Origin of the sequence: Blautia sp. TM10-2 (assembly GCF_003480845.1) — a bacterium.
GTDB classification, from domain to species: domain Bacteria; phylum Bacillota; class Clostridia; order Lachnospirales; family Lachnospiraceae; genus Fusicatenibacter; species Fusicatenibacter saccharivorans.
The window spans coordinates 61,790-85,758 of the sequence record NZ_QUJZ01000008.1; the positions used below are offsets into that span (position 1 = coordinate 61,790).

Genomic DNA, 23,969 nt, shown 5'->3' on the forward strand with positions numbered 1-23,969 from the left:
GTGGTGAATCAGTAAATCTGGTGCACCACATTTTAAACGAATCAAGCAAGTAGCGAAGCGGATTGCGAATATTCGCTTTGACAGGCAGAATAAGGAGCAGGTACAGATGAAAAAATGGATCCGCGCAGTATTGGCAGGCACAATCATTCTGGCATTGATTCTGTTTGGAATTTTTGCTGCTCAAAATACACAGAAGAGTACAAAGCCGGAACAGAATCCGGAAGAACAGAATACAAGTGTATCGGAAAACAGCACATCGGATGAGAACACAGCAGAAAACAGTACGGATGATCCTGACATCATTGTAAAAGACAATGTAAAGGTGATTACCAATGAGATGAAATCAGAAGATCAGCCAACGGAAGTTTCTGACAACAGTCTCACCTTTGAAAAAGATCCTGGTTACCAGACCGGAGATGTTCTTGTTGCGGGAGAAATCAGTGCAGCGCCTTCTGGATTTATTCGAAAAGTAGTGCAGAAAGAAAAAACGAATCAGGGTTACCGGGTAGAAACAGAGCCGGCGACCCTGCTGGATGTATTCGAAAAGGCACATATTATCAAACAGTTCCGGCTGACGGAGGATGGTGCAAGTGAAACAGGAAATAACAGCGCTTATACCATTAAAAGACTGTCCGAAGATGAAGCGGAAGAAGAGACAGAGGAAGAAAACAGTGATTACGATTACAGTGTCTCAATCAATGTTGAAGAAGAACCCGTTCAGTTTTCCGGAGAGGCAGGATGGGGATGCTGGCTGGAACTTCAGATTGATATCGAAGACGGTGAAGTCCAGTGTGGAATTGCAGTAAGGAGCAAAGCCGGTATTGCCCTGGAATGCGGCGCAAACAGCGAGAAAGAATTTGAAAAGGAAAAAACCGTTTACGAACGAAAACTGCCGAATATCGAGTTCAACGCCGGTATTGTACCGATTGTTATTACAAATCATCTGGAAGCCGTTGTCGGGGCAGCGGGAAGTCTGGAGGGCGGCATTCACAGCTCTTACGGTGCAACAGCCGACAGCACCCTGGGATTCCAGTATGACAGCAGAACAGGCAAAGTAGAAGAAGTCAAAGAAGGAAATCTGAATTCAGACGGACTTGAGTGGAGTACGGTTGAGGTGAACGGTAGGCTGGAAGCATACATTGCCATCCGGCTGAGCGCAAAATTATATGACAGCGCTGGCCTGAATCTTTCCGGCGGAGCAGTTGGAAAAGCAGAAGGCCAGGCAAAGGTATCCATGAAGGACGACCTGGGTGGATATGCGGGCTCACTGGAGCTTTCCATCAGCCCGAGAATCAAAGGAAAAGCAGTGGTTGATATCCCGGTCATTGATAAAAAAATGCAGGAAACAGATCTTTTTGACCGGACCTTTGATCCAATCTGGTCAAAACACTGGGAGTCAAGTGCAGACTGGCAGAAGGATATGGAATGGACGGAAACTGGGGAGCAGGGAGATATCTATGTTACACGGTATGGAGAAGTAAATCAGTGTGACAGCACGGCATTCCAGTTTGAAATCCCAAAAGGCTGGGAAATTCAGACGGAGGAAGTTGGCGGTTCCATGGATGCGGTCAGAGAAAACGTTGTTCTGACAAACGATAGAGGTGTTACCGTTTCGTTTTGGTACTGCCAAGGCGCGCTTGGCGGCTATTCGCGTGATATGCTGAAGGCACAGGTTTCACAGGCAGACACTTCTAATTTTGTGCCTGGATATCCATGGGGAACCGATCGTGACTGTTCAGATCTTGGCGAATTTATGGTAGCACGAGTACATATCACAGGCGAGATGATGGCTGGTATTGATGATGATTATGTTCCTGTAGACAGCACGTTGTTCGCAGTGATACCGACATCCCGTCTTGGCGAGATTGAATTTGCAGGTCAGGCTGGGGACGTAGACGAATTTTCTTTTGACTATCCGACACCAGTTGCATTTATCGCAGAAGCACCAGACGGTACATTTACAGAAAAAGAAGAAGAACAGGTGATTCGCATTTTGAAGAGCTTTAAAGTGGCTGAATTAGATTAAGAGGTACCCCGGAGGGAAGGAAGAGATGAACTGTGTTCCGGGGTATTTCAACATCACGTAAGATAAGATGGAAGGAAAGTACTATTTTAAAATCTTGTGAGATCAAAGAGTGGGGATTTTTTGGAAATTACATAAAAAGAAATAGTAAAGAGAAACGAGCTGCGATATAATGAATGTGATGAAAAATGAGTAACGAAGAATCAATAAAAATATGGAAAAGAACATAGAAAACATGGATTTTTCGGGAAACAAAAAGAAAAAGGGAGGAGTGTTTCGAGATGGAAACAAAGAACAAAAACAAAAAGAAAGCCATCATGCTTGCTGTAATTGGTATTGCGATTGTCTGCATTTGTGTCATCGGAGTTTTTGCAAAGAAAGCGTATGACCGCCATCAGGAGGAGCTTCGTTTACAGGCGATTGAAACAAAAAACAGTGAGATTGATGAGGAATATCAGAGATTTGAAAAAGGAGAAGACAGAGATAAAAAACTGGAAGCATTGAAACAAGAGATGGAGAGTGCGGAAAAATATAAAAAGACAGAAGGCGCTTATAAGGAATGCTCTGTACACTATGAAAAAATCATTGCGCAGATGAAGAATTCCTTTGTATCCGAATATGACGACACGATCAAAATAATTGCGGATAAAATTGGTGATGATGTTGAAAAAGTGGATGATAAGGAAGCACTCAAAAACGCTACCAGCGAATTTACGACATTCAAAGATACCTTGAAAAATGACTTCGAAAATTATAATACCGTTGAGCAGGACAGCTTTGACAAATATAACAGTACGATTGATGATTATGTAACAAAATACAATGATAGAGTAACTGCTATTGAAAAAGCCGAGGAAGAAGCTCGTAAGAAAGCTGAAGAAGAGGCTAAAAAGAAGGCTGAAGAAGAAGCAGCAAGGAAAAAGGCTGAGGAAGAGGCTGCTGCTAAAGCTGCACAGGAAGAAGCAGAAAGAAAAGCTGCTGAACAGAGTTCTGGATCATCTTCAGGTGGTTCTAGCTATAGTTATGATGATAGTAATGATTATAGTTATAGTAGTGGAAGTTCAAGCTCTGATTATTCAGGTGGTTCTAGCTATAGTGATTCTGGATCTTCTAGTTCTGGAAATGATTACAGTGGTGGGTCAAGCTCATCTGGCGGAAGCTCAAGTGATATTCATAATGAATGGTATGGTGGATGGACTGATGAAAAAGGCAATGAATATAATGATTATTACGATCCAAATACAGGAAATTCATATGATTCCAATGGAAATTATCAAGGAAATATGAACGATTGGCTTTGGGATTAATATTTTAAATTAAATATTAATTAAACTATTTAAATAGGAAAAGTTTAATGCTTTTATTTTGCTTTCCTATTCAGCTCTTTTTAGTGACAGGAGCCAATATAAGATCATAAAAAATTGGATAGATTAGAAACCGATAAGAACCATTGCCAAAGCAAATAAAACCAGCTAAAATAGAGATCAGAACATAAGCACAGCTGCTGGTGTCAAAAGCCGCAAAAGTTGGAAAGGAAGGTTTCAAGATGAGAAATCCAAAACTCCCGACCGGGATTGACAACTTTAAAAAGATTCGCAATGGAAATTACTATTATGTAGATAAAACTTCCCTCATAGAACAGATTTTAAATAACGGAAGTGAGGTCACGCTTTTTACGCGCCCACGCCGTTTTGGAAAATCCCTGAATATGAGTATGATTCAGCATTTCTTTGAAATTGGAACGGATCCAGCACTTTTTGACGGCTTGAAGATTTCTAAGAATACAGAGATTTGTGAACAATATATGGGAAAATATCCCGTTATTTCCATCAGCTTAAAAGGAATTGATGCCGATTCCTATGAAAAAGCCCGTGCGCAGCTCATAAAAACAATCAATCGTGAGGCAAGAAGATTTCAATTTCTTCTGGAAAGCGACAAATTGAGCCGGGTTGATAAAGCACTTTTTTCAGAACTTCTGACAAGAAATATGGAAGAAGACACCATTACCAGCAGTCTTCAGGAACTGACACAACTGTTGGAAGTTCACTATGAACAGCAAGTGGTTGTCCTGATTGACGAATACGATGTTCCGATGGCAAAAGCCCATGAAAATGGATATTATGATGAAATGGTATTGCTGCTTCGAAATATGTTCGGAAATGTTTTAAAGACAAACAGCAGTCTTGCCTTTGCTGTTTTGACGGGCTACCTGCGAATTGCAAAAGAAAGCATCTTTACCGGACTGAACAATTTCAAAGTATATTCGATTACAAATACAGAATTTGATGAAACCTTCGGTTTTACAGATGAAGAAGTAAAGACCATGCTGCATGACTATGAAATGGATGACCGATATGACGAGGTAAAAGAATGGTATGACGGATACCGATTCGGAAAAGCAGATGTGTACTGTCCATGGGATGTTGTGAATTACTGCAATGATCATATCCATAATCCAGAGGCCGAGCCGGAAAATTACTGGATGAATACAAGCGGGAACAGTGTGATTCATCATTTTATCGACAGCATCAATGAACCGGATATGCTCACAAAAACAGAACTGGAATGGCTGGTAAATGGAAAAACAGTGATCAAACAAATCGATGAAATGGTTACCTACAATGACCTGTATTCGACCATGGATCATCTGTGGAGTACACTTTTCATGACTGGATACCTGACACAGCGCGGAAGAGAAAGCGATGGCCGCTATTGCCTTGCAATTCCAAACCGGGAAATTCGAAATATCATAACAGAACGGATTCTTACACTGTTTCAGCAGGAAGTGAAAAAAGACGGGAAAATGGCAGAACAGTTCTGCCAGGCACTCTTTGACGGAAAAGCAGCAGAGGTGGAAAGCCTTTTGAATTTGTATTTGCAGAAGACAGTTAGCGTACGCGATACCTTTGTGAGGAAATCACTGAAAGAAAATTTCTATCATGGAATTCTGCTTGGAATCTTAAGCTATAAAAATGACTGGCGTGCATCTTCCAATCGAGAATCGGGAGAAGGATTCAGCGATATTGTGATTGAAATGGGAAATGCAGAAACAGGAATTGTGATAGAAGTGAAGTATACAGATGAGAAAAAAGATCTGGAAAGAGATTGCCGGAAGGCATTGGAGCAGATTCGGGATAAAGATTATACGCAGACACTGTGGCAGGAGGGCTATAAAAAAATGGTGCAGTATGGGATTGCATTTCATTTAAAACAGTGTTGTGTGATGGAAGAAGAGATGCAGCGTAAGCGGAATCGGAATGGGGCTCTGAATAGTTACAATTTGTTATAAAATTCAGGGCAGAGATATTGCCCTGAATTTTATATACGGACAAGTTTCTGTCAATATTTTCCGTTCGATATGAGATAAAATGGTAATATTCAAAAGAAAAAGCCTACCATGAGGAGAAAAAGATGGAAGAAAAGACAGCAAACATGGCAGAGAATATTCGCGTTACATTCACCGGATTTCACTACATAAAGGATGGCGATTATCCAAATGACTTCGAGGTATGCTTACTGATCCTGAAAGACAACAGCTTATCAGCAGGCTGCTGGGATACAGGATTGTATGCCACGGAAGGCGGCAAGCAGCCAGGTGCATTCCGACAGGCAAGGGGCTGCTTTATCGATGCGGACTATGTAAAAGCCTGGACGAAGCTGGAGGATAAGGTGTATGATTTTCAACAGAACAGCATTGTATGATAGGAATACGGGAGGAGAAGTGTAATGGATAGAAGAAGTAATAATATCGCGATATTTCAGGATTCCATGGATATGATAAAAGCAAGCCAGAAGCTTCAGCAGGCAGTTCAGCTTTCAATTCAGAACCAAAAACTGTATGTTCCATCTCAGGCGATTGCACTTCCTGAATCTGGAAAATCACCTTGCAAAACGATTGTTTCATCCAAAAGAAGCTTCGAAGCCGCCTCTGCATACGCAAAAGCCAGAAAACGAGTCTGTGTCCTGAATTTCGCCTCTGCAACCAACCCCGGCGGCGGTGTAACACGGGGAAGCACAGCACAGGAAGAATGTCTTTGCCGATGCAGCACACTTTATCCATGCCTGGACACAGAAACGATGTGGCATCAGTTCTATCAACCGCACCGGAAAGCAGGCGATCCACGCTATAATGATGATCTGCTATATACACCAGAAGTCGTCGTATTTAAGACCGATACCTCTGCGCCGGAACGAATGGAAGAAAAAGACTGGTATCAGGTAGACATCATTACCTGCGCGGCCCCGAATCTCCGAAAGAAACCAAGCAATGCCATGAATCCGTCCGCAGGAAATGCGCCGGTTAAGATTAGTGAGAAAGCACTGTACGAACTTCAGATGCAAAGGATGGAACGTGTTTTTCAGGCGGCAGCATCGAACGGAGCGGAAGTTCTGATTTTAGGCGCGTTTGGCTGTGGCGCTTTCTGTAACCCGCCGAGAATTGTAGCACGTGCATTTCGGAGCGTACAGGAAAAATATGCATCCTATTTTGAAACGATAGAATATGCGGTGTTCTGCGGCAAAAATGATACGTTAAATTATGATACATTCAATCAGGCGCTTGGAGGTAGAAAATAAAATTTATAGCAACCCCGAAAAGAATGCAAAAAATTCAGTACCACAGAGTGTGAATTATTGTGTCACAGATTTTCGTCGTACCCTGGTACGCTTTAAAATTTGTTCCTTGCGATTCGCATTTTGCAGCATTGTCTTTTTTTCATTATTTTCGGGCTTTTCTATAAGCTGGGCTCTGAAAGAACGTAAAAGCGAACAAAAAATATGACTTCATGAAAGGCAGACAAGATTAATTTTTTAAGAATAAAAAGCGTTATACAAATATCGCCTGTAATAAGTAGAATAGGCTATGACAAACAGGAGAGGGGAAGAGGATAAATGAAGGTTCTGAACTTTGAAGACAGCGTTTACAAAGCAAATGCAATCCGCAAGGTATTGAACCAATGCGGCGTGGCTAAAATTGAACTGGTGTCAAATGTCGAGGATGGTCTGCAGATGCTGAAGAATGCAGAAGACGCTGGGGCACCGTTCGATTTGATTATCACAGATATGCATTATCCCATGAAGCAGGGAGCTGTCAGTGATACGGAGGCGGGAGAAAAGCTGGTTCAGCTCCTGCAGGAGCAGGGCAAACAGACAAAGGTTATCGTATGCTCATCCAGAAATATGAAGCTTCCCGGAGTGTATGGTTGTATCTGGTATTCGGAAAGAAGATACTCTTTATATCTTAGGCGATGTAGTCGATCGTGGACCAGAGCCAATGAAAATCCTGAAATACATGATGGCACATTCCAATATCATTCCGATCATAGGAAATCATGAAGTTATGGCGCTACCGAATCTCAAACTTCTGGTGCTGGAAGTTTCGAGAAATTTTCTGGATAAACTGCCGCCGAAGGTGTATCGGGATTTTGACAACTGGACGCAGAACGGCAGTACCAGTACAATCCAGGATTTTCGCAAACTGCCGCAGGAAGAACGGCACCAGGTAGTAGAATACATGAAATCATTCCGCCCATACGGAAAGGAAATTGTTAATGGCAGGAATACTGGCTGGTGCATGCCGGACTGGATCATTTTTCAGAAACAAAACATCTGGAAGAATATTCGGTAGATGATCTGGTATGGACGCGGATTGACTACGAAATTCCATATTTCGATGATATCATTGTAGTCAGCGGACATACACCGACACAGAATATCCTTGGGAATAGCCACCCAGGGTATATTTTTAAAGCAAACCATCACATTGCGATCGACTGTGGAGCAGGGAAAATCAATGGAAGACTGGCGGCAATCTGTCTGGATACCGGGGAAGAATATTATGCACGGTAAATGCTGTAAAGAACGAAATAGGGAGGAGTATGAAAATGAATTTTAAATTGATTTTAGATAAATGGAATCTTGTATCAGAAAAAGGACTGCCGGAGGACGGAACCTGGTGTTTTGTGGCATGGAAAAACTGCACAGGCGAATATGAATGGGCCATCGGAGGCTATCAAGAAGCGGAGCATCAGTTCTATGTCAATTTTGGCATGGGAGGAATGGTTCTTGAAGAGGAAGAGGCTGTCGCATGGGCGGAACTTTTCAAAGATGAAGTTTTTACAGCGGAGTAAGGAAAATCTTCAAAGAAAAGAGGAATACGAATGAGCCAGAAACGATCAAGAGTAAAGATGAATGTAGATATAGCAAAGATGAGAAAAGCGGGAAGTACAGAAGAGACTGCTGGATTTCTTCCGGAAGAGGGGATTTTCTTATGAGGTTCATATTGGATACCTATATCATGGACAAATGACACAGGAGGGGTGGCAGCAGATTTTGACAGAACTTAAAGAGTGCGGGCTGGCACAGTTTATCCATGATGTTTTTGTGTATGACATGCCTGGAAAAATTCTTGTGGTAGAAGATGGAAAGCAAGAATATAGATAGTTCTTTCAAAAGTGCATGGTTGCGGCTAAAACGAATTGTCAGATAATAGGTAAACAAATAAGAAAAAAAGCAAATTCATATCAAAAATAATAAAAAAGAATGGTAAAAGAAAGTGGATTGCGTTATAATAAAAACAATTAAAATGTGTAACAAAAAATCAATAAAGTTAGTATAAAAGAGAATGAAAAAAGTAATGGAAAATGACATTTATATCGCCCAAAAGAGAATCAGTACAGAAAATTTTTTGTTGAAACTGAATCGACAGGCACATCAGCTTGAAGTTTATAAAAAAGCAGATGGGCAGGCTCTGCGGAAGAACTACAGCATCCGAAAGGATTTTGTCCCGTGTGAATATACGATTTATGAAAAAATCAAGGAAATGCCATGCCTGTTCGGCCGCGAAGATTCCCCAACTCCTTATGGTGTGTTTGATATTGTAAAAAAATCAAAGGTAAAAGAAGAATATATCAGCGGCTATCATAAAAAGTATGAACGGATAAAATTTTTTGGCTATCTGGTGATTTTCGAAGACTACTTTATTCACAGTGATCTTTATATGGACAGAGTGACATCTGAAACATTTGAGCAGGCAGAGCCAATCAGCAACGGAGATACCGGCACGGCAGGCTGCATTCGGGTCAGCCAGAAAAATGTAGAGTGGTTGCTGGAAAATATAGAAGTAGGAACTACGGTAATCCTTTGATGAAGTGGGGGAGCGATGGAAAAATACTGGGAAGACGTTAAAAATACGGAAGAAATAGATCGAGGTTTGTATATCATACTTCCTCTTCGATATCAAGGGGATTTTCAGTAGATACCGTTTAGTGCGAAAAAAATGAATACAAACCAGAAAGATCAATCCGATGAAGAAAAGGATCGCTCCGGATTTGATTCCGATGATTTTCTGGAAATTCTATCCATAAAATGCCGTTCTGGCGAATTTGTCAAAAGGTGTATGCTGGAGGAGAAGGCTGCAACGGTGCAGAAAAAATGGAAAGAAGCAGTAAAGATCTCCTTTCCGTATGATCTGACGCAATTGCAGGTATTTTCTTTCAACAATGGAATTGCCTTTTTAACCGTGTATCTGGCATATAAAAATAAAGACGTCCAGGAAATTTATCAGTTAATCAATCCGGGATACATAGATGATAAAAAACAGGAAATTCAGGACAGCCTGTTAGCAATTTTAGAACAGGAAGTATTTGAATCATGGCATAAGGAATATGGCGTTCAGTTAAAATGGTTCGGACAAAGCGAAAAAACAAAAATCTACATGATGAAAGAAGCTTACCGACTGAATGTGGCGGCACTTCCGAAACGTTTTGAAGAACGGAAGATTGCGGAGAAAATTGCCTATAATGAACATCGGCTGATTGATGTAACGAAGGAGTTTTCCGATTTATCGGAGAAAGATGTTGAGTATGCATCTGGGGCAAGGGATGTAAATGACAGCCATTATGGATGGGCATGTGCAATTACATCACAGGAGATTGCCTATGCGTATGGTCCCAAACCGGGGAAAACAGTTCCACTTACAGCGGAAGCATTGCTAGAACGAGCAGAAGACGATCTGGCACTAACGATGATTGTAATGTATCAAAAATATACTTGTATGCTGTTGAACGAAAAAATCCATGAGAGATTTCAGGGGATTTCAGCTCAGAGTATTCGAGGACTGAAAAAAGAAGCATTAGAATTCATCGCATACGGAACATTGACACCATCCCAGGTGTCAAAATGAAATAATGTCTGTGAGACATATCGAGCGCTGCAGAAAGAAAATGGCGTGAATGAAGCACTGGATGAGATCAAAGAAAAAATTGAACTGTTAAACGAAGAACAGGATCACATCGACAGCAAGCGGGAATCACGAGTGAGTATGATTATTGCGGTATTTGGATTCGTTTCCATTATCGCGGCGGCGTTACAGATATTAGATTACCTGAGTTCAGGGAGAGGGGTGATGATTGGGGGATTTATTGGTGCTGTGAGTGGTATTTTATGTATTAGCTTAGTATTGTATTTCAAGCAAAAAAATTAAAAAGTTGTTGCAGAAAAATTTAGAGAGATTTCGAATATCTGAGGTGAATGAAATGGACCAGTCGGAATAGATGTAACTAATTGAGAAGCTTGAATAGTGAGAGCAAAAAGTTTAAGTAAAGTGCTAAATCGAAGAAGAGATTGTATAATTAAATGCAAGAAATGAGGGAAAGAGAAAAATGGTAGAAGATAGAGTGAAAAATTTTAATTGTAAGCAAAAAGAAAGTTTGATTAAAATAATTGATGAATTAGGGGAAAAAGCAAAAAAAAAGCATTATTATGTGGGCTATTTTGAAAATGAAAATAATACATTTAATATAATGAATTTGGAAGATAAAGAAAAACATGATTATTTAAATTATTATTGGTGTGAATATCAAATAGAAAATGAACAATTTAAAATTACCATGTTTTATAAAGACTTCGACTGTGGATCTGGTAATATACATGTTCTACCAGGAGCGATTCAGGTATGGAAAAAAATAGAAGAAGATGGTTGGGATTGCTTTGGATTTTGTGAAAAAACTTTGAGTAGATCTAATAGAAATAAAGAGGGAATCGTCGAGTATAAAATGATTGGAGGAAAACCATATTGCGAATATGGGTGGATGCCATTAATTGAAACACCTGTGTTTTATGATGACAAAATCTTAGATAATTTTATTGATAATATTAAAAATAACACTGTGCAAGGTGTTAAAAATACTATGAATAGTAATGAATTTTATAAAAATGTAAAAGATTATTCATCACATGGGAGATCGGGACATTATATGCGATATTCTTTACTCAAATACGAGTACAAAGAAAACTATTTATATTATAAAACAATGTATATTACAAACATAGGTTTTTTTACAAAATATGATGGAGAAAAAGTAGCATTTGAACTGGGAAACGGTATTAATGGGTGTGGACCTAATTACTATGATGATAAATCTAATAAATGGATAATACAAAAAGAACAATATAAAGAGGATTTTAGTAACCATATTGCATAATATGAAAAAGCGATCTGACGATGCTGTACATGCTGCCCAGATAATGAATGGGCAGCATGATTTTTTTTAAAATGTATAAGGCGTTATACAAATGACGCTTATAACTGCTAGAATGACCTCAACAAAGGAAAAGATCGAAAATTAAATGTAGCCAGGGAAAAATCCAGCAACTGGATACTCAGATTAAGTGGAGGAATACAAACAATGGGCTTAAAGAACGATATAAAATTTAAAATTTTACAGGAGCTAATGCAAGAGACAAATATAGAAAGACCAATATCCATTTGGAAACTGCGCGATGCTGTTTATGGGGAAATTTCCGTAGAGGGAGACAAAGAGAAGAAAAAGAACAAACGCGATAACCAGATCAGAACTGTAAAAAAGGATGTCTTTGAACTGGAAGCGGAAGGCATTGTTACGATCACCGAGATGGATGAGGATGGAAAGATAGATAATAAAAAGAATATTATCTATTACAATCATCCATTGAGTCAGAAAAAACTGCCATTTCTGATTGAACATATTTTTACCATGACAGCAACGATGGAGGAAAAACAGGAAATTATTCGAGATCTGATCACCTGTGCCGGAGTAGGAAATATTAAGAAATATCATTGCTATCTGGAAAGGTTTTCCCCGGAATATTTATTAGATGATGTGGGAAAAGCGAAGGTTTCAAAAGAACGGAAATATCCGAAAATACCGCAGATGGAAGGCGAAGAGGTCGTCCGCCGGGCAGAACCGTGCCACTATACAAATCTGCATGAGAATATGAGCAGAATCTTTGAAGCACTGAGCAATCAGACAGGACAGTTTTTTCGGAAAATCTCATTTAAACTCATACAGTATACGAAATCAGGGGAGCGTGCTTATGTCGATGGTGGAAAGGTCTATGTCATTTCACCTTATTTCATCAGCAGTTCAAATGGGAAACTGTGGCTGGTTGGAAACCATGAGCCGTATCAGGGTTTGTCCAATTATCCGATTGAACGCATGGACGAAATTCAGGTGCTTGAGCCGGGAGAGGGAAGATACCGTCCGATGTCTGAATTGGAAGACGAGAACAAGAAGCTGGATAAGTATCGTTATGTAGCAGAACACCAGGGTGGCAGCTATGGCAGTGTGGAACCCATCATTTTACGGGTGCGGAAAACGCCAAATGCTTATACGATCATGTATCATACGTTTGATGATGAGTTTTATTTCCTAAAGGGTGGAACAGAGGAATATGATCGGGTGCTGGTATATCGAACCGCGTATTTTATGGCAAACTGGGCGATGATGAATTCAAGGGATGTCATCGTGGAGACGCCGTCTGTACAGGAACTGATCCGAAATAAAATGAAAGAACTGGAAGGGCTTTATCAGACCAATGAATAAACCAGAAGTTCAATGAAAAATTCTGGAAAGTGTGTAAAAATAGGGAAATATAAAAATTTTTGCAGGGTGCGTAAGGAGGCGTTTGTTACGATGACAGAACAAGGTAAGGTTCATTATCTACTGGTGCGTGGCTATGAGGAATTTCATGATGAGGATGAGTGGCTTGGAATTTATTCCACTTGGGAAAATGCAATTGCTGCATATGAGAGAGAACATGCTGCGCTGGAAAGAGAAAAGGCGAGAGATCTGGAAACCTTTGGCGAACGGGCTATGCAGCTTGCCATGCGTGAAGAAATCCAGATTCACAGCTTTGAGGAAACGACGGGGAGATGGCGATACCATCTCCAGTCAAAAGAAAATCTGCAGAAATGAAAAATGGAATTGTAGTATGAATTATTTTTTTGTTCCGCAAGAAGCGTTACACAAACAACGCCTATTGCGGATAGAATAGGCACATAACAAAAAGCTGTTTCAGATCCAAGGTCAGGGAGGAAAGATACATGTGTAAAAGACATAAACGTTTTGTGATATTTCTGGATGTTGACGGAGTGCTGAATACCACAACCACAGTCCAGAAAACCCCGGATGGATATACGGGGATTGATGATGCACGAGTGGAAGTCCTGGCAAAGACAATTGAAAAAATTGGTGGAGCAGATCTTGTTTTGTCTTCCGACTGGAAAGAAGTGAAACCGACAGATGATGATTATGTGTATCTCATTTCTAAACTTGCTTTGTGCGGGCTGTCGATCGATGGGCAGACACAGGATCAGATGTACAAAAGGGGAGAAGGGATTTTGAAATACCTGAAAGCACATCCGGAGATTGAAGAGTATGTAGTTCTGGATGACTGCAGATTTGACTTTCAAAAGGACCGAAAACTCTGGGAACATCTGCTGCTCACCAATGGAATCGAAAACGCACAATTTGCATCGGAAACCCCGGCGGTGGAGGCAATCGTGTTTAGGGATTATCTGAAGCTGTTTTGAAACAGGAGTACTCAAATGAGAAAGAGAATCAGCAGAATGATAGGAAATATATTGTAAAGTGACAAAAAAGTTTTTCTGCGCCAGATACTGAAGGAGGAGCAAAATGAAAAATCAAATTACAAAAGAAACCGTCTATCGTATCCCAGCTGATGTGAAGAGAGAAAGTGCTGTGACCCTGCAGGAAAAGCATCTGCTTCAGAAATTCACCAATATTCTCCGCGAGGATGGGAAAAATTACTGGTTCAATGCGGAGAGATTTCTGCGGACAGCGGAAGAATACAACTTTACAGTTTCAAGCATGATGAGAGACATCGAATTATCAGAGTATGTGGAGGAAGAAGAGATTCCAAGTCTTAAGACGCTTCGCAGATTACTCAATTATTGTGAATATCCAGATGAGAAGCTTGTGGTCGGAATTCAGGCGATTAAACGGATTGGAAAAGCGCTGTACGGGAATCAAAATGCGTTCCTTGAAATTATCGATGAAGAGAGTCTTAGCTGCATGGCAGAGCAGTATCTGAAGATTCGGGAACAGTGAAAGTAAAATCCTGTGAAACAGAAAAGTGGCCAAAAGAGTGTCCACATGCAGGAACGGTTCCATGATAAGATAAGGCATACCCGGAAAGTAAACCACAAGTTCAATGCAAACGACGGAGAGACGTGGAATAATAGGAGTACATAAGAGCTCCGGCGGATGCATCAGAATACAGGACAGATCAGGAGGAACAACTCGATATGACGTTGAACGAACTTTTCGCAATTCAGGAAGCAGACGTAACAAAAGAATTCCTGTTGAAAGCCGGCTGGAGTGAGATCGCAGAAGAACCGGCGGAGATATTCCGGCGGAGCAGGCTGGTTCCTGACAGAGTGGAATCACATAAGGAATACAAAAGTTAAAAGAGAAATATGAGTGAGGTAGCTCAGCCATGGTAGAGCAGAGAAACCAAGCCGATCATGGGTGTGGTCGGTACAGCAAAAGATCTATTGTCGCTGGTTCGATTCCAGCCCTCACTCCTGAAACATGAAAACTCACAGTCAACGTACAAAAGAATGGAGACGAGATCACAAATGAACACAGGATCTGCAATCGAAACTGAAAGATTATTCCTTCTCCCAAGCCGGACGGACAGAGACTCCGAGGCATTTTTACAAATGCTGCGGGATGATGGCGACTTCTACATATTCTGCGGAGTCAGCCCATCCGAAAAACATGTGATGGGGTTTGCCAACTACTTTGAGAGAACCGATCATGAGCTTTGCACCTATTCCATTTTTCCCAAACAGCAGAAAGACAAGTTTATTGGTTACGTAGGCGTACATAGAGAAATGGAAGACGAATACGAAATTGAATTTTATATCGCCAGAGAATACCGAAGAAACGGCTACTGTGAAGAAGCCAGCCGAGAGCTGATTAATCAGCTCTTTGGTGATGGGGTTTCTGCAAACGGAAAGAATCTTTTCATCGATAAGCTGTATGTGACAACCCAGACAGAAAATGAACCAACGATCAGCCTGCTGCGGAAGCTGGGGTTCAGAGAAGTAGAGGACGGCCCGGTCATGGTTGTGCTGGGTAACATTTTCGAAAAAGAAGATAATTTTTTCGCACACGAAGTAGTAAAACTGGTACTGACAAAGGAGGAGTTTTCTGATGGCAATTAAATTTGAAGAACTGAGAAAATATGTTGCACGCAATGTCCGCTTATCCATCTGTTTTGAGGATGGTTATTACCACGATTATCTGATGATGTCAGACATTCCGGAACAGAAATATGCCGGCTTTTACATCTATGGAGTCGGAATGGTGGATGTGGAATTTTACAGAGATGTCTATACGGCTTTGCCGGAACCGGAAGGAGAATGTTGGTGCAGTAAAGATGATACAATGAATCCGGCGATGGAACTTATGATTTCGGAAGAACCGCGGGATATCAAACGGAGTGTGGAACAGAAGCTTTTGTTCCGGGATCTAAAACCGTATCTGCAGATCGGCAGACATTTTTCTATCGTAAATCGAAATGACTGGTCATCTGAATACTATGAATATCGGAGTGAGATACCGGAGAAATACGATGATATGTATGTGTACGGCATCGGAATGGAAGAGTGTCCACATGTTGAGAAAATGTGGATGGATGTTCAGTATGAAACGGTTCACAGAAAGCAGATGGTGATTGTGCTTTCCAATCAGCCGAGAGAAGATCTGAGAACAGAATAAAAGAGAACTTTTTATGCAACGGAAAAAGGAAAGGAAGAGAGCCAGAGATATGGATAGAGATCACACGTTTGATTTACCAGATTTAACAGAAGACTTCTGGAAAACCGTTGTGTTTGCACAGGAGGATCCCCCTTCTGGAATGGGCGGCCCGGGATGTGTATGTCTGCTCAGCAAAGAGGGAAAAGAGTATATTTTCGGATTTGAAGAGACACCATTTTACAAAAGTACCGAGCTTTTCCCGATCTTTGAGACGACCGATGAAAGAATTGGTTATCGTCATAAATATAAAGCAGAAGATCACGGCTGGAAATATCTGGAGAAAGAAAATGCACTGATCCGGGAAGACATTCTGGATGAGTACAGCAAAGCGGCTGCGGAGGCGAAACGGGAAAAGGAAAATTTCTGGCATTTTTATGCCATCGATCTGGCCGGCCGGGCAATTGGCGTGGAGCATCTGGAACGATATGATTACATCGGAAGCGTTCTGTACAGGGAAAGAATGGATCGGGAAATGGCGGAACGCCGGAAAAAACGCGAGAAGGAGAAACTGACGGAGAACGAATTTAACTGGAAGCCGATGCATGTGAACAATATTCCGGACAATTCTGAGATGGGCGTTTACGCACTGTTGATGAGAAGGAATGACGGAAAAATCAAGGGTGTAAAATACTCGATTCTGTATCAGTACGAGGAGCACAGCCCGATGCTGATATACAGTGATGCAAAGGTGGAAGCCTATATTCTTTTCTACGCGGATTACGATGATATCATCGGTCCGTGGGATTATCATTCTGTCAGCAGACAGGAATGTGCAGAGCTTTACGGAAAAGAAAATCATTTTCCGCCGGAATTGGCATATTATGACTGGATTACGTTTTCAGATGGTGATATTCATAACTTCGGCAGATTTCTCCGCACATTCCAAAGTCTGGAAGAAGCTAAAGCATATGCGATGTATTATGCGAATGTGAACAGCGGCGGAATCAACAAGAAAACAATTCTGAAACAGGAGGAGGAATCCAGAATCGAAGATCATGTGAACCGTATTGCACATTACGAAGCATATCAGATGTATCGAAAATATTATAAAGAAATTCTGGATGCTATCAGCGAAGAAAACTGTTTCCCGGATTCCTGCAGCGGAGGCGGTGTATATCTGCGGGAGGCAATTTTAAAGAAAGTGCCGGAGATCACAGAAGAACAGCTCAGGATGATCTGGAGAGAACTTCCATTTGTGATTGAGAAGAGAACGCAGGACTGGATTGAACGGGAAAAGCAGTTCAGTGAAAATTATATCCGAAAGGCCAAAAAGCGGAAACCCGGGAAAACGAAAAGAACCGCAGATCAGATCGGGAAATAAAGGAGAGGTGCAATATGGGTATTTTAGAATTTCTGGAATGTTTTGATCCACTGACGGAAATCTGCGTTGAAGATGCCACGGAAGTCGTGTTTGAAGGAAGGGCAGAAGATTTTCCTGAAGAAAAGGATAAGGCCTATATCATCGTTCCGTCTCGCACAAACAACAGAGATGGCGTGATTAGGCTGTTTGTTTCGAAACAGGAATATTTGGAGAAAAAGTGCGGGCAAAATAAAATATATGTACTGGATGCACTTTTGGCTATTCTGTATTCTGTTATGAGAAAAAATTCTGAAGCAAAACAGGTATTTCTTACCATGGTGGAAAAAGCGGAGGACTATAATGAAATACTGCAGAAGTGGGAAAAAGCTCCTGAGAAAGAAAAAGAGCCGCTTGAACGGGAAAAACAGGGGAGATGGAAAGCTTTTCTGGAGGAAAAAGAGCATCTTCTTCGGGAAATGAAACAAATAGAACCACTTTGGGATATTTCGGGTCAGTGGATCGGATACAGCCAGGAAGAGCTGGAGTATTTTGCAGAGTATCTGGTAAGAAGAAAGAACATGCTTCTGGAAAGAAAACACACGCTGGAAGCACAAAGCTGGGCACAATGCCATGAAGATGAACTTTGCCAGATCATGAAAGCGGACTACCCAAATGAGGGGATTGCAGCGTTGGCACTGGAAAAGCAGTATGGACTGGATGAACAGCAGGCCAGAATGATTTTCGATTTGAGATTTCGATTCATGTTTGGAACAGCCAGAGATCTGGTAGAACGAGACAATATGGTAATTGGACGTATGCTTGAAATTTTTCTGAAAGATGAGGGAGGGGCAGAAGGATGATTTTCCTGGCGGGATCTGCGGCGAGCGGAAAAACGAAAAAAGCGGTTGCATATGGCTGGAAAGAGCGAAAAACCAGCGAGGATGGAGTTCTCCTTTTTTCACTGCAGCATGAAAAGAAGGAGATGTGGAAGATTCTGCAGAGCATGTACGGGCAGGAGGAGCTTTCCAAGATAGAAATTGATGATACACCAGCGATGATGGTGGAGAGAATGGCAGAAATCATAGCGCAGAAAGCAGAGAATGGAGCAATTTCTGTTTTTGTGATTGATGAAGTGCCGATGATGACAAGCAGAAAAAATTTTGCCGACAGAAAAGAAGAGCTGCGGTATATGATTGGCTTGCTGGGAAACTGCGAGAAAAAAGAACATGTTGTGATTGTAGCCGTTATTCCAGTGTCGAAATACTGTACAGAAATGCAGAAGAAAAAAGAAGTAAGTACCTGTTATGGAGAAATAGAAAAACCAGAAAATTGTCTGGTTTTCGTATAGACAAGAACCTGTCCACATATGGGATACGGCAGGTGGTAAGATAGCAGGTAGAAAGAGACAACAGAAGGATTACCAGTAAAAGCTCCAAGGGAGGTAGCAGCGAATGATTCTTTACAAATACACAGCAGACTGTTCAAAACTGAATCTGGAACAGGAGGATTCAACGAAGGAAGGATATGAGCGTCTCTATTCCAGACGGAGTGATGCTGCGGAATGGAACAGCAAGTTTTACACTGCCTACCGTACAGAAAAGAAGTTTTTCATTATGATCAGTGATATTCTGAATGGTCAGATGACGATTGTGGCTGCACTTGAGATGGAAGTGGTTCCCCGGGTATGTGTGGATTGTATTCAGAAGATACTGCCGGAAATTGAGTTGCTTGCGTATGAGGAGATCACAAATGATGCGTTTTGCAAAGAACTGGTTCGGGCAGAACGGAATAACTGGACGGAGTGTTACAGCGGGTCGCTGAAGGAAAAATTAAAACTTGCGATAGAACCAGAACATCACAGTTTTTTTGAACCTGTTGCGTATCAGGTAAGTGAACGGATTTATACCGCTCAAAATATGACCAGACAAAAGCAGGCGGAGCAGATGCAGGAAATTATGGCATCGGAAAGCTTCTATGACGAAATGGAGCGGATTTACGCCCCGGAAAATGAAAAACGTTTTGTTGGGCATCCGGTTCATTATCTGATCACAGCCGGTGACAAAGCGGCTGCGGATGATATGATAGATCTTCTGATTCCGGCACTGCTGGAGAATCAACGATTGCTGAGCGGCAGAGTTTACGATGTGCAGAAGATGACATACAAGGCAGAGCGGGAAGATAATTTTGACAATATTTTCTCCAGTGCTAGAGGCGGAACAGTGATTCTGAATCTGGAAGGTGAAAAGAGTACAGGAATGTATGCCACCGGCAATTATGATCTGGCGAAAACACTTGGGAAGAAACTGAATGAGTATGGAAATTCTACATTGTTTATCTTTGTGGACATTTCCGGAAGCCGCAGCGTATCGGATGAGACGATAGCGGAAATTCTTTCCAACGCGGATCTGATTCAGATTCAGGAAGGCCAGGGAGATCTGGAACGGGCGACGGGCTATTTGAAACGTCTGGCGGATAAGACAGAGTATCACGACTACACGATAGAAGAGCTGACGCGGTATCTTCCGAAAGAAAAGAAATTGTATTCTGTATCGGATATCTTTTCTGCCTACAACAGATGGTACGGAAGCGGATTAAAAACGCATATTTACAAGGCCTACAAACAAAAAGACCTCGTCAAAATTCAACTGAAAAAGAAGACAGACAAGCCGTATGTGGAGCTGCAGAAAATGGTAGGCCTGTCGGATGTAAAGAAAGTGACAGATGAGATTCTGGCGGCGGCCAAAATGCAGAAAATGCGGAAACAGATGGGTCTTCCGGGGGTTCAGTCATCCATGCATATGCTGTTTTCCGGAAATCCAGGGACAGCAAAGACAACCGTGGCGCGTCTGCTATCCCAGGTCTTGAAGGAAGAGGAAGTGCTGAAATATGGCCACATTGTAGAGTGCGGCAGACAGGATCTGGTCGGAAAATATGTCGGCTGGACGGCACAGATTGTTGAGAGTAAATTTCAGGCGGCGCGTGGCGGCATTCTGTTTATCGATGAGGCGTATTCTCTTGTAGAAGACAACCGCACGTATGGCGCCGAGGCGATCAATACCATTGTGCAGGAGATGGAGAATTACCGGGATGAGGTCATTGTCATTTTTGCAGGATATCCGGAGAAGATGAAGGAGTTTCTGGAGCAGAATGAAGGTCTTGCAAGCCGCATTGCCTTTCACCTGAATTTCCCGGATTACTCACCGGTAGAACTGACGCAGATTCTGGATCTGATGCTGGAAAAATCGGAATACCGGATGGACGAAAGAACAAGGGAAAAATGCTTTTCCATCTGCGCCGATGCCTGTCGGGAAGAAAATTACGGCAATGGACGGTTTGTCAGAAACCTGCTGGACCACGCTATCATGCGCCAGGCAGACCGCCTCATTCGGGAACATCAGAATGGTACGCTGGAAAAAGAGGAGGCCTGTCTTCTGACGGCGGACGATTTCGAGATGATCGGACTGAAAAAGAAACCGCAGAGTCGGCAGATCGGATTCTGTGCCGGGCGAACAGCATAAAAAATCAGCAAAAAAAATTAAACCAGCGGTTAAGTGCAGAAAACGAAAGCATGTGATACAGTATATGCATGAAGATTGCGGGAGTGCAAAGCACGTAGCAATCTGGTATCAAAGGGGTCAAAAAACCTTTTGACCCCAACATCTATACATAACAAAACACGGATATTTATAAAAAGACCAGAAAGGGGGAATGAACACATGAAGTTAAGCGAGCTGTTGAATGTGTTGAAAACAGCAGAAACTGTGGAAGAGATGGATATGAGACGAGAAGAAATCGCAGCACTGATTCCGGCCGTACGAACCATGTTCGGCTATGATCAGAAGAACAGTGCACATCAGTATGACTTATGGATGCATTCCCTCCATGTGGTCTGCAATCTTCCGCGGAGGATGGAAAATGATATGGTCTATCTGGCGGCGCTGCTGCACGATATCGGAAAGCCTGAAGCTCAGTGCAGGGGAAAACGCGAGGGTGATCCGGACATGCATTACTACGGTCATCCCGAAAAAAGCATGGAAATCGTGCGCGATATCGTGATCCCGGAGCTGGACCGGCAGGGGTATGTGATTCCGTGTTTCGATGTACAGGAGCTCCTGTATTATGTGAAGTATCATGATGACCACGTCAGTGTGAAATTAAAGCACGTCAGACGCCATACGAAAATGGCCAGCTTTGCGATGTTTCAAAACCTGATGCTGCTACAGCTGGCAGATGCCAAAGCACATATCCAGATCCCTGTTATCGCCGAACGGGCAGAAATCTGCGGACGGCTTGCCGGGGAGGAAGGCAGACTTCTCTATCAGAAAATTCTGGATGGGGAGTAGGCTGATGAGCCGAAGCTGTAAAAAAACGCCCGTCAGCAAAGGCCGATGCAAAAATTTCCGTTGGGCAAAGCGCGCGGCAAATAAGAGGGTTCGACGGGCGAAAACACTGTGGGGAAAATCAAAAGCATTTCGAAAAATTTCTGAGACATGGGATATCTGCGACTGGAAATTTTACGGTGAGAGATCCTGGAATCCGAATCGGGAAGAAAAAAATCACTGGGAAAAATGCTATTACAGAAAATGATCTGGAAAAGATGCATGAAACCATGGATGAATTATGAACCAAGATCCCGAAAGGAAATCCTGAGCTGGGGACAGAAGACAGAAACACTAAAATAACAGAATAAGGCGGTAGTTTAACGGGCAAAACCTGTGCAGAAAAAAAGGTTTCATGTTTGTGGAACACACAGCAACTTTTTGAGGAGAATAGGGAGGCACAGAATGCAGGTTCAAGTCCTGCCCGCCTTACGCGAGTGAGGTAGCTTAAAAGAAAGAGCGCGAAAAAACGGTCATGTGCGTGACCGTAACGGCAAACTTTTTTCCAGTGGTAATGGCGAAGATGCCGGTTCAAATCCGGCCCTCACTCAGAAAAAAACAGAAGAGCAAACGAGAAAGAATGGAGTCCATAGATCCAGAAAAGGATGTCTGGAGAAAACAGTGGAACGAAGGAAAGGAGCGGCAGCGATGGATTTTGCAGAATGGATACGGGAGCAGGCGACAAAAACTTATACAGAAAATGGAGCAGTAGCACGGAACACAACCGGCGATGCGCGGCTGGATCTGTTTGCGACAATTGGATCCCTGCGCAGAGCGGATCCGGAAAGAATTGAGCTTCTGTTTGCGGAAGCATATCAGGCAGACCCGCTGTTCGCATTGAAAATCCTGTTTTATGCGCGTGATATCCGGGAAGGTCTCGGCGAGAGACGTGTCTTTCGGATTCTACTACAGTATCTTGCCGAGTACCATCCGCAGGCAGTTATTGCCAACCTTGATCTGATTGGTGTTTTCGGCCGTTTTGACGACTGGTACTGCCTGATCGGAACTGGCGTTGAGGACGAGATGTGGAGTGCCATGAAGCAGCAGCTGGAAGCAGATCTGAAAAACTTTCAGGAGAGAAAAAGCGTTTCCCTGCTTGCTAAATGGATCAAAACGGCAGACTCTAAAAATACGGAGACGAGAAAACTCGGCATTCTGACGGCGCAGAAACTCGGCTATCCTGTTTACAACTTCAAAAGAATCGTCCGTTCTCTGCGGAAATATATCGGTGTGCTGGAAGTGAAAATGTCAGAAAGAAAGTGGGAGGAGATCGTTTACCCGGAGGTCTCCGGAAGAGCCATGATGATTTACAGGAGCGCATTTCGAAAACATGATGAAAAGCGTTTTAACCAGTATCTGTCGAAGGCACTGGATGGAAAAGAAAAGATTCATGCGGAGACGCTGTACCCGTACGATCTCGTGGAAAAAGTTCTGTATGGACGTCAATGGAATCAGGTATTGGAGGCGCAGTGGAGGCAGCTGCCGGATTATGTGGCGCAGGAAACGAATGCAATTGTCATTGCAGATGTTTCCGGTTCCATGAGTGGAAGACCCTTGGCGACATCCATTGGTCTTGCTATTTACTTTGCAGAGCGGAACCGGGGCGCTTACCACAATCTTTTCATGACGTTCAGCCAGAAGCCGGAATTTGTTTCTCTGAGAGGGGAAACCTTGCTGCAGAAAATCAAATACGTCGAGCGTACGGAATGGGGGATGAATACTAATCTTCAGGCTGCATTTGAGCGGGTTCTGGAAACAGCGATGGATCACGATGTACCGCCGGAAGAAATGCCGAAAGCGCTGATCGTTGTATCTGACATGGAGATCGACAGATGCGGAGACCGCAATTGGATGTTTTATGATCATATGAAAGAAAAGTACGAGTATTGCGGCTACCAATTACCGAATATTATTTTCTGGAATGTAGACAGTCGAAACGATATTTTCCATGCCGACAGTCGGAGAAAAGGTGTCCAGCTATACAGCGGCCAGTCGGTTACGACATTCCAGAATCTCCTGAACAATATTGACAGCACGCCGGTTAAATCGATGGAAAAAGTGATTGAGAGCGAGCGGTACGCATGCGTCAGAATTGGAAATGCGGCATAAAAATGTTAAAGTTAGCAGTATGGATAGAAAGCTTTCAAAAGATGTAAAGCTGA

Annotated in this window: 26 protein-coding genes and 2 tRNA genes; all 28 read left to right on the forward strand. The window is 42.4% G+C overall.

The window, feature by feature from the left end:
• The first annotated feature begins 106 nt into the window (after window positions 1–106).
• The 28 genes from DXD92_RS09470 (at window position 107) to DXD92_RS09595 (ending at window position 23,916) form a co-directional block, all read left to right on the forward strand.
• Complete coding sequence (locus DXD92_RS09470) at window positions 107–2,026, forward strand: hypothetical protein (protein WP_118640464.1); 1,920 nt, start codon at window positions 107–109, stop codon at window positions 2,024–2,026.
• A 278-nt stretch (window positions 2,027–2,304) separates the two neighbouring features.
• Window positions 2,305–3,330, forward strand: coding sequence for a hypothetical protein (locus tag DXD92_RS09475; protein ID WP_118640465.1), 1,026 nt, complete (start codon window positions 2,305–2,307; stop codon window positions 3,328–3,330).
• Window positions 3,331–3,569: 239 nt separating this feature from the next.
• A complete protein-coding gene (locus tag DXD92_RS09480; RefSeq protein ID WP_118640466.1) occupies window positions 3,570–5,312 on the forward strand; it encodes an AAA family ATPase in 1,743 nt (580 codons plus the stop codon).
• A 122-nt stretch (window positions 5,313–5,434) separates the two neighbouring features.
• Window positions 5,435–5,725: a hypothetical protein gene (locus DXD92_RS09485; protein ID WP_055228085.1), complete on the forward strand. Its 291-nt coding sequence runs from the start codon at window positions 5,435–5,437 to the stop codon at window positions 5,723–5,725.
• A gap of 24 nt (window positions 5,726–5,749) precedes the next feature.
• Window positions 5,750–6,598, forward strand: coding sequence for a TIGR02452 family protein (locus tag DXD92_RS09490; RefSeq protein ID WP_118640467.1), 849 nt, complete (start codon window positions 5,750–5,752; stop codon window positions 6,596–6,598).
• A 315-nt stretch (window positions 6,599–6,913) separates the two neighbouring features.
• Window positions 6,914–7,357, forward strand: coding sequence for a response regulator (locus DXD92_RS18990; protein WP_147399299.1), 444 nt, complete (start codon window positions 6,914–6,916; stop codon window positions 7,355–7,357).
• On the forward strand, window positions 7,296–7,649 hold the full coding sequence (locus tag DXD92_RS19680) for a hypothetical protein (protein ID WP_369123055.1): 354 nt from the start codon (window positions 7,296–7,298) through the stop codon (window positions 7,647–7,649). Before DXD92_RS18990 ends, DXD92_RS19680 begins: the two co-directional genes overlap by 62 nt.
• Window positions 7,592–7,870: a hypothetical protein gene (locus DXD92_RS09505; protein WP_118640469.1), complete on the forward strand. Its 279-nt coding sequence runs from the start codon at window positions 7,592–7,594 to the stop codon at window positions 7,868–7,870. The genes DXD92_RS19680 and DXD92_RS09505 overlap by 58 nt, the downstream gene beginning before the upstream one ends.
• A gap of 35 nt (window positions 7,871–7,905) precedes the next feature.
• Window positions 7,906–8,151 carry a hypothetical protein gene (locus DXD92_RS09510; RefSeq protein WP_118640470.1) on the forward strand — a complete coding sequence of 82 codons (246 nt, stop codon included), beginning with the start codon at window positions 7,906–7,908 and terminating at the stop codon, window positions 8,149–8,151.
• 494 nt (window positions 8,152–8,645) lie between these two features.
• Window positions 8,646–9,167 carry a L,D-transpeptidase gene (locus DXD92_RS09515; RefSeq protein WP_118640471.1) on the forward strand — a complete coding sequence of 174 codons (522 nt, stop codon included), beginning with the start codon at window positions 8,646–8,648 and terminating at the stop codon, window positions 9,165–9,167.
• A 276-nt stretch (window positions 9,168–9,443) separates the two neighbouring features.
• Window positions 9,444–10,205, forward strand: a complete 762-nt coding sequence (locus DXD92_RS09520; protein WP_173815206.1) for a hypothetical protein — start codon at window positions 9,444–9,446, stop codon at window positions 10,203–10,205.
• 45 nt (window positions 10,206–10,250) lie between these two features.
• A complete protein-coding gene (locus DXD92_RS09525) occupies window positions 10,251–10,505 on the forward strand; it encodes a hypothetical protein (protein WP_118640473.1) in 255 nt (84 codons plus the stop codon).
• A 178-nt stretch (window positions 10,506–10,683) separates the two neighbouring features.
• Entirely contained in the window at window positions 10,684–11,505 is an 822-nt protein-coding gene (locus DXD92_RS09530) for a hypothetical protein (protein WP_118640474.1), read from the forward strand.
• A gap of 249 nt (window positions 11,506–11,754) precedes the next feature.
• On the forward strand, window positions 11,755–12,885 hold the full coding sequence (locus DXD92_RS09535) for a WYL domain-containing protein (protein WP_158565894.1): 1,131 nt from the start codon (window positions 11,755–11,757) through the stop codon (window positions 12,883–12,885).
• A gap of 90 nt (window positions 12,886–12,975) precedes the next feature.
• Window positions 12,976–13,257 carry a hypothetical protein gene (locus DXD92_RS09540; protein WP_117509814.1) on the forward strand — a complete coding sequence of 94 codons (282 nt, stop codon included), beginning with the start codon at window positions 12,976–12,978 and terminating at the stop codon, window positions 13,255–13,257.
• A gap of 128 nt (window positions 13,258–13,385) precedes the next feature.
• Window positions 13,386–13,874, forward strand: coding sequence for an HAD domain-containing protein (locus DXD92_RS09545; protein ID WP_118640475.1), 489 nt, complete (start codon window positions 13,386–13,388; stop codon window positions 13,872–13,874).
• A gap of 103 nt (window positions 13,875–13,977) precedes the next feature.
• Window positions 13,978–14,412 carry a hypothetical protein gene (locus tag DXD92_RS09550; protein ID WP_117814087.1) on the forward strand — a complete coding sequence of 145 codons (435 nt, stop codon included), beginning with the start codon at window positions 13,978–13,980 and terminating at the stop codon, window positions 14,410–14,412.
• 197 nt (window positions 14,413–14,609) lie between these two features.
• Window positions 14,610–14,771 (forward strand): hypothetical protein, encoded by a 162-nt coding sequence (locus DXD92_RS18530; RefSeq protein ID WP_156327583.1) that lies wholly within the window; start codon window positions 14,610–14,612, stop codon window positions 14,769–14,771.
• 12 nt (window positions 14,772–14,783) lie between these two features.
• A tRNA-OTHER gene (locus DXD92_RS18535) sits at window positions 14,784–14,888 on the forward strand.
• 54 nt (window positions 14,889–14,942) lie between these two features.
• A complete protein-coding gene (locus tag DXD92_RS09555; protein ID WP_055228064.1) occupies window positions 14,943–15,533 on the forward strand; it encodes a GNAT family N-acetyltransferase in 591 nt (196 codons plus the stop codon).
• Window positions 15,523–16,089 carry a hypothetical protein gene (locus DXD92_RS09560; protein ID WP_055228063.1) on the forward strand — a complete coding sequence of 189 codons (567 nt, stop codon included), beginning with the start codon at window positions 15,523–15,525 and terminating at the stop codon, window positions 16,087–16,089. The genes DXD92_RS09555 and DXD92_RS09560 overlap by 11 nt, the downstream gene beginning before the upstream one ends.
• A 49-nt stretch (window positions 16,090–16,138) precedes the next feature.
• Window positions 16,139–17,449, forward strand: coding sequence for a hypothetical protein (locus DXD92_RS09565; RefSeq protein ID WP_055228062.1), 1,311 nt, complete (start codon window positions 16,139–16,141; stop codon window positions 17,447–17,449).
• Window positions 17,450–17,463: 14 nt separating this feature from the next.
• Window positions 17,464–18,288, forward strand: coding sequence for a hypothetical protein (locus DXD92_RS09570; protein WP_055228061.1), 825 nt, complete (start codon window positions 17,464–17,466; stop codon window positions 18,286–18,288).
• Window positions 18,285–18,776 carry a DnaB-like helicase C-terminal domain-containing protein gene (locus DXD92_RS09575; protein ID WP_055228060.1) on the forward strand — a complete coding sequence of 164 codons (492 nt, stop codon included), beginning with the start codon at window positions 18,285–18,287 and terminating at the stop codon, window positions 18,774–18,776. Before DXD92_RS09570 ends, DXD92_RS09575 begins: the two co-directional genes overlap by 4 nt.
• Window positions 18,777–18,879: 103 nt before the next feature.
• A complete protein-coding gene (locus DXD92_RS09580; protein ID WP_055228059.1) occupies window positions 18,880–20,946 on the forward strand; it encodes an AAA family ATPase in 2,067 nt (688 codons plus the stop codon).
• Between the two features lie 198 nt (window positions 20,947–21,144).
• The gene (locus DXD92_RS09585) at window positions 21,145–21,771 is read left to right on the forward strand and encodes an HD domain-containing protein (protein WP_055228058.1); all 627 of its coding nucleotides are present in this window, start codon (window positions 21,145–21,147) and stop codon (window positions 21,769–21,771) included.
• A gap of 345 nt (window positions 21,772–22,116) precedes the next feature.
• Window positions 22,117–22,239, forward strand: a tRNA-Phe gene (locus DXD92_RS18540).
• A 189-nt stretch (window positions 22,240–22,428) separates the two neighbouring features.
• Window positions 22,429–23,916, forward strand: coding sequence for a DUF2828 family protein (locus tag DXD92_RS09595; protein ID WP_243030547.1), 1,488 nt, complete (start codon window positions 22,429–22,431; stop codon window positions 23,914–23,916).
• Window positions 23,917–23,969 lie beyond the last annotated feature (53 nt).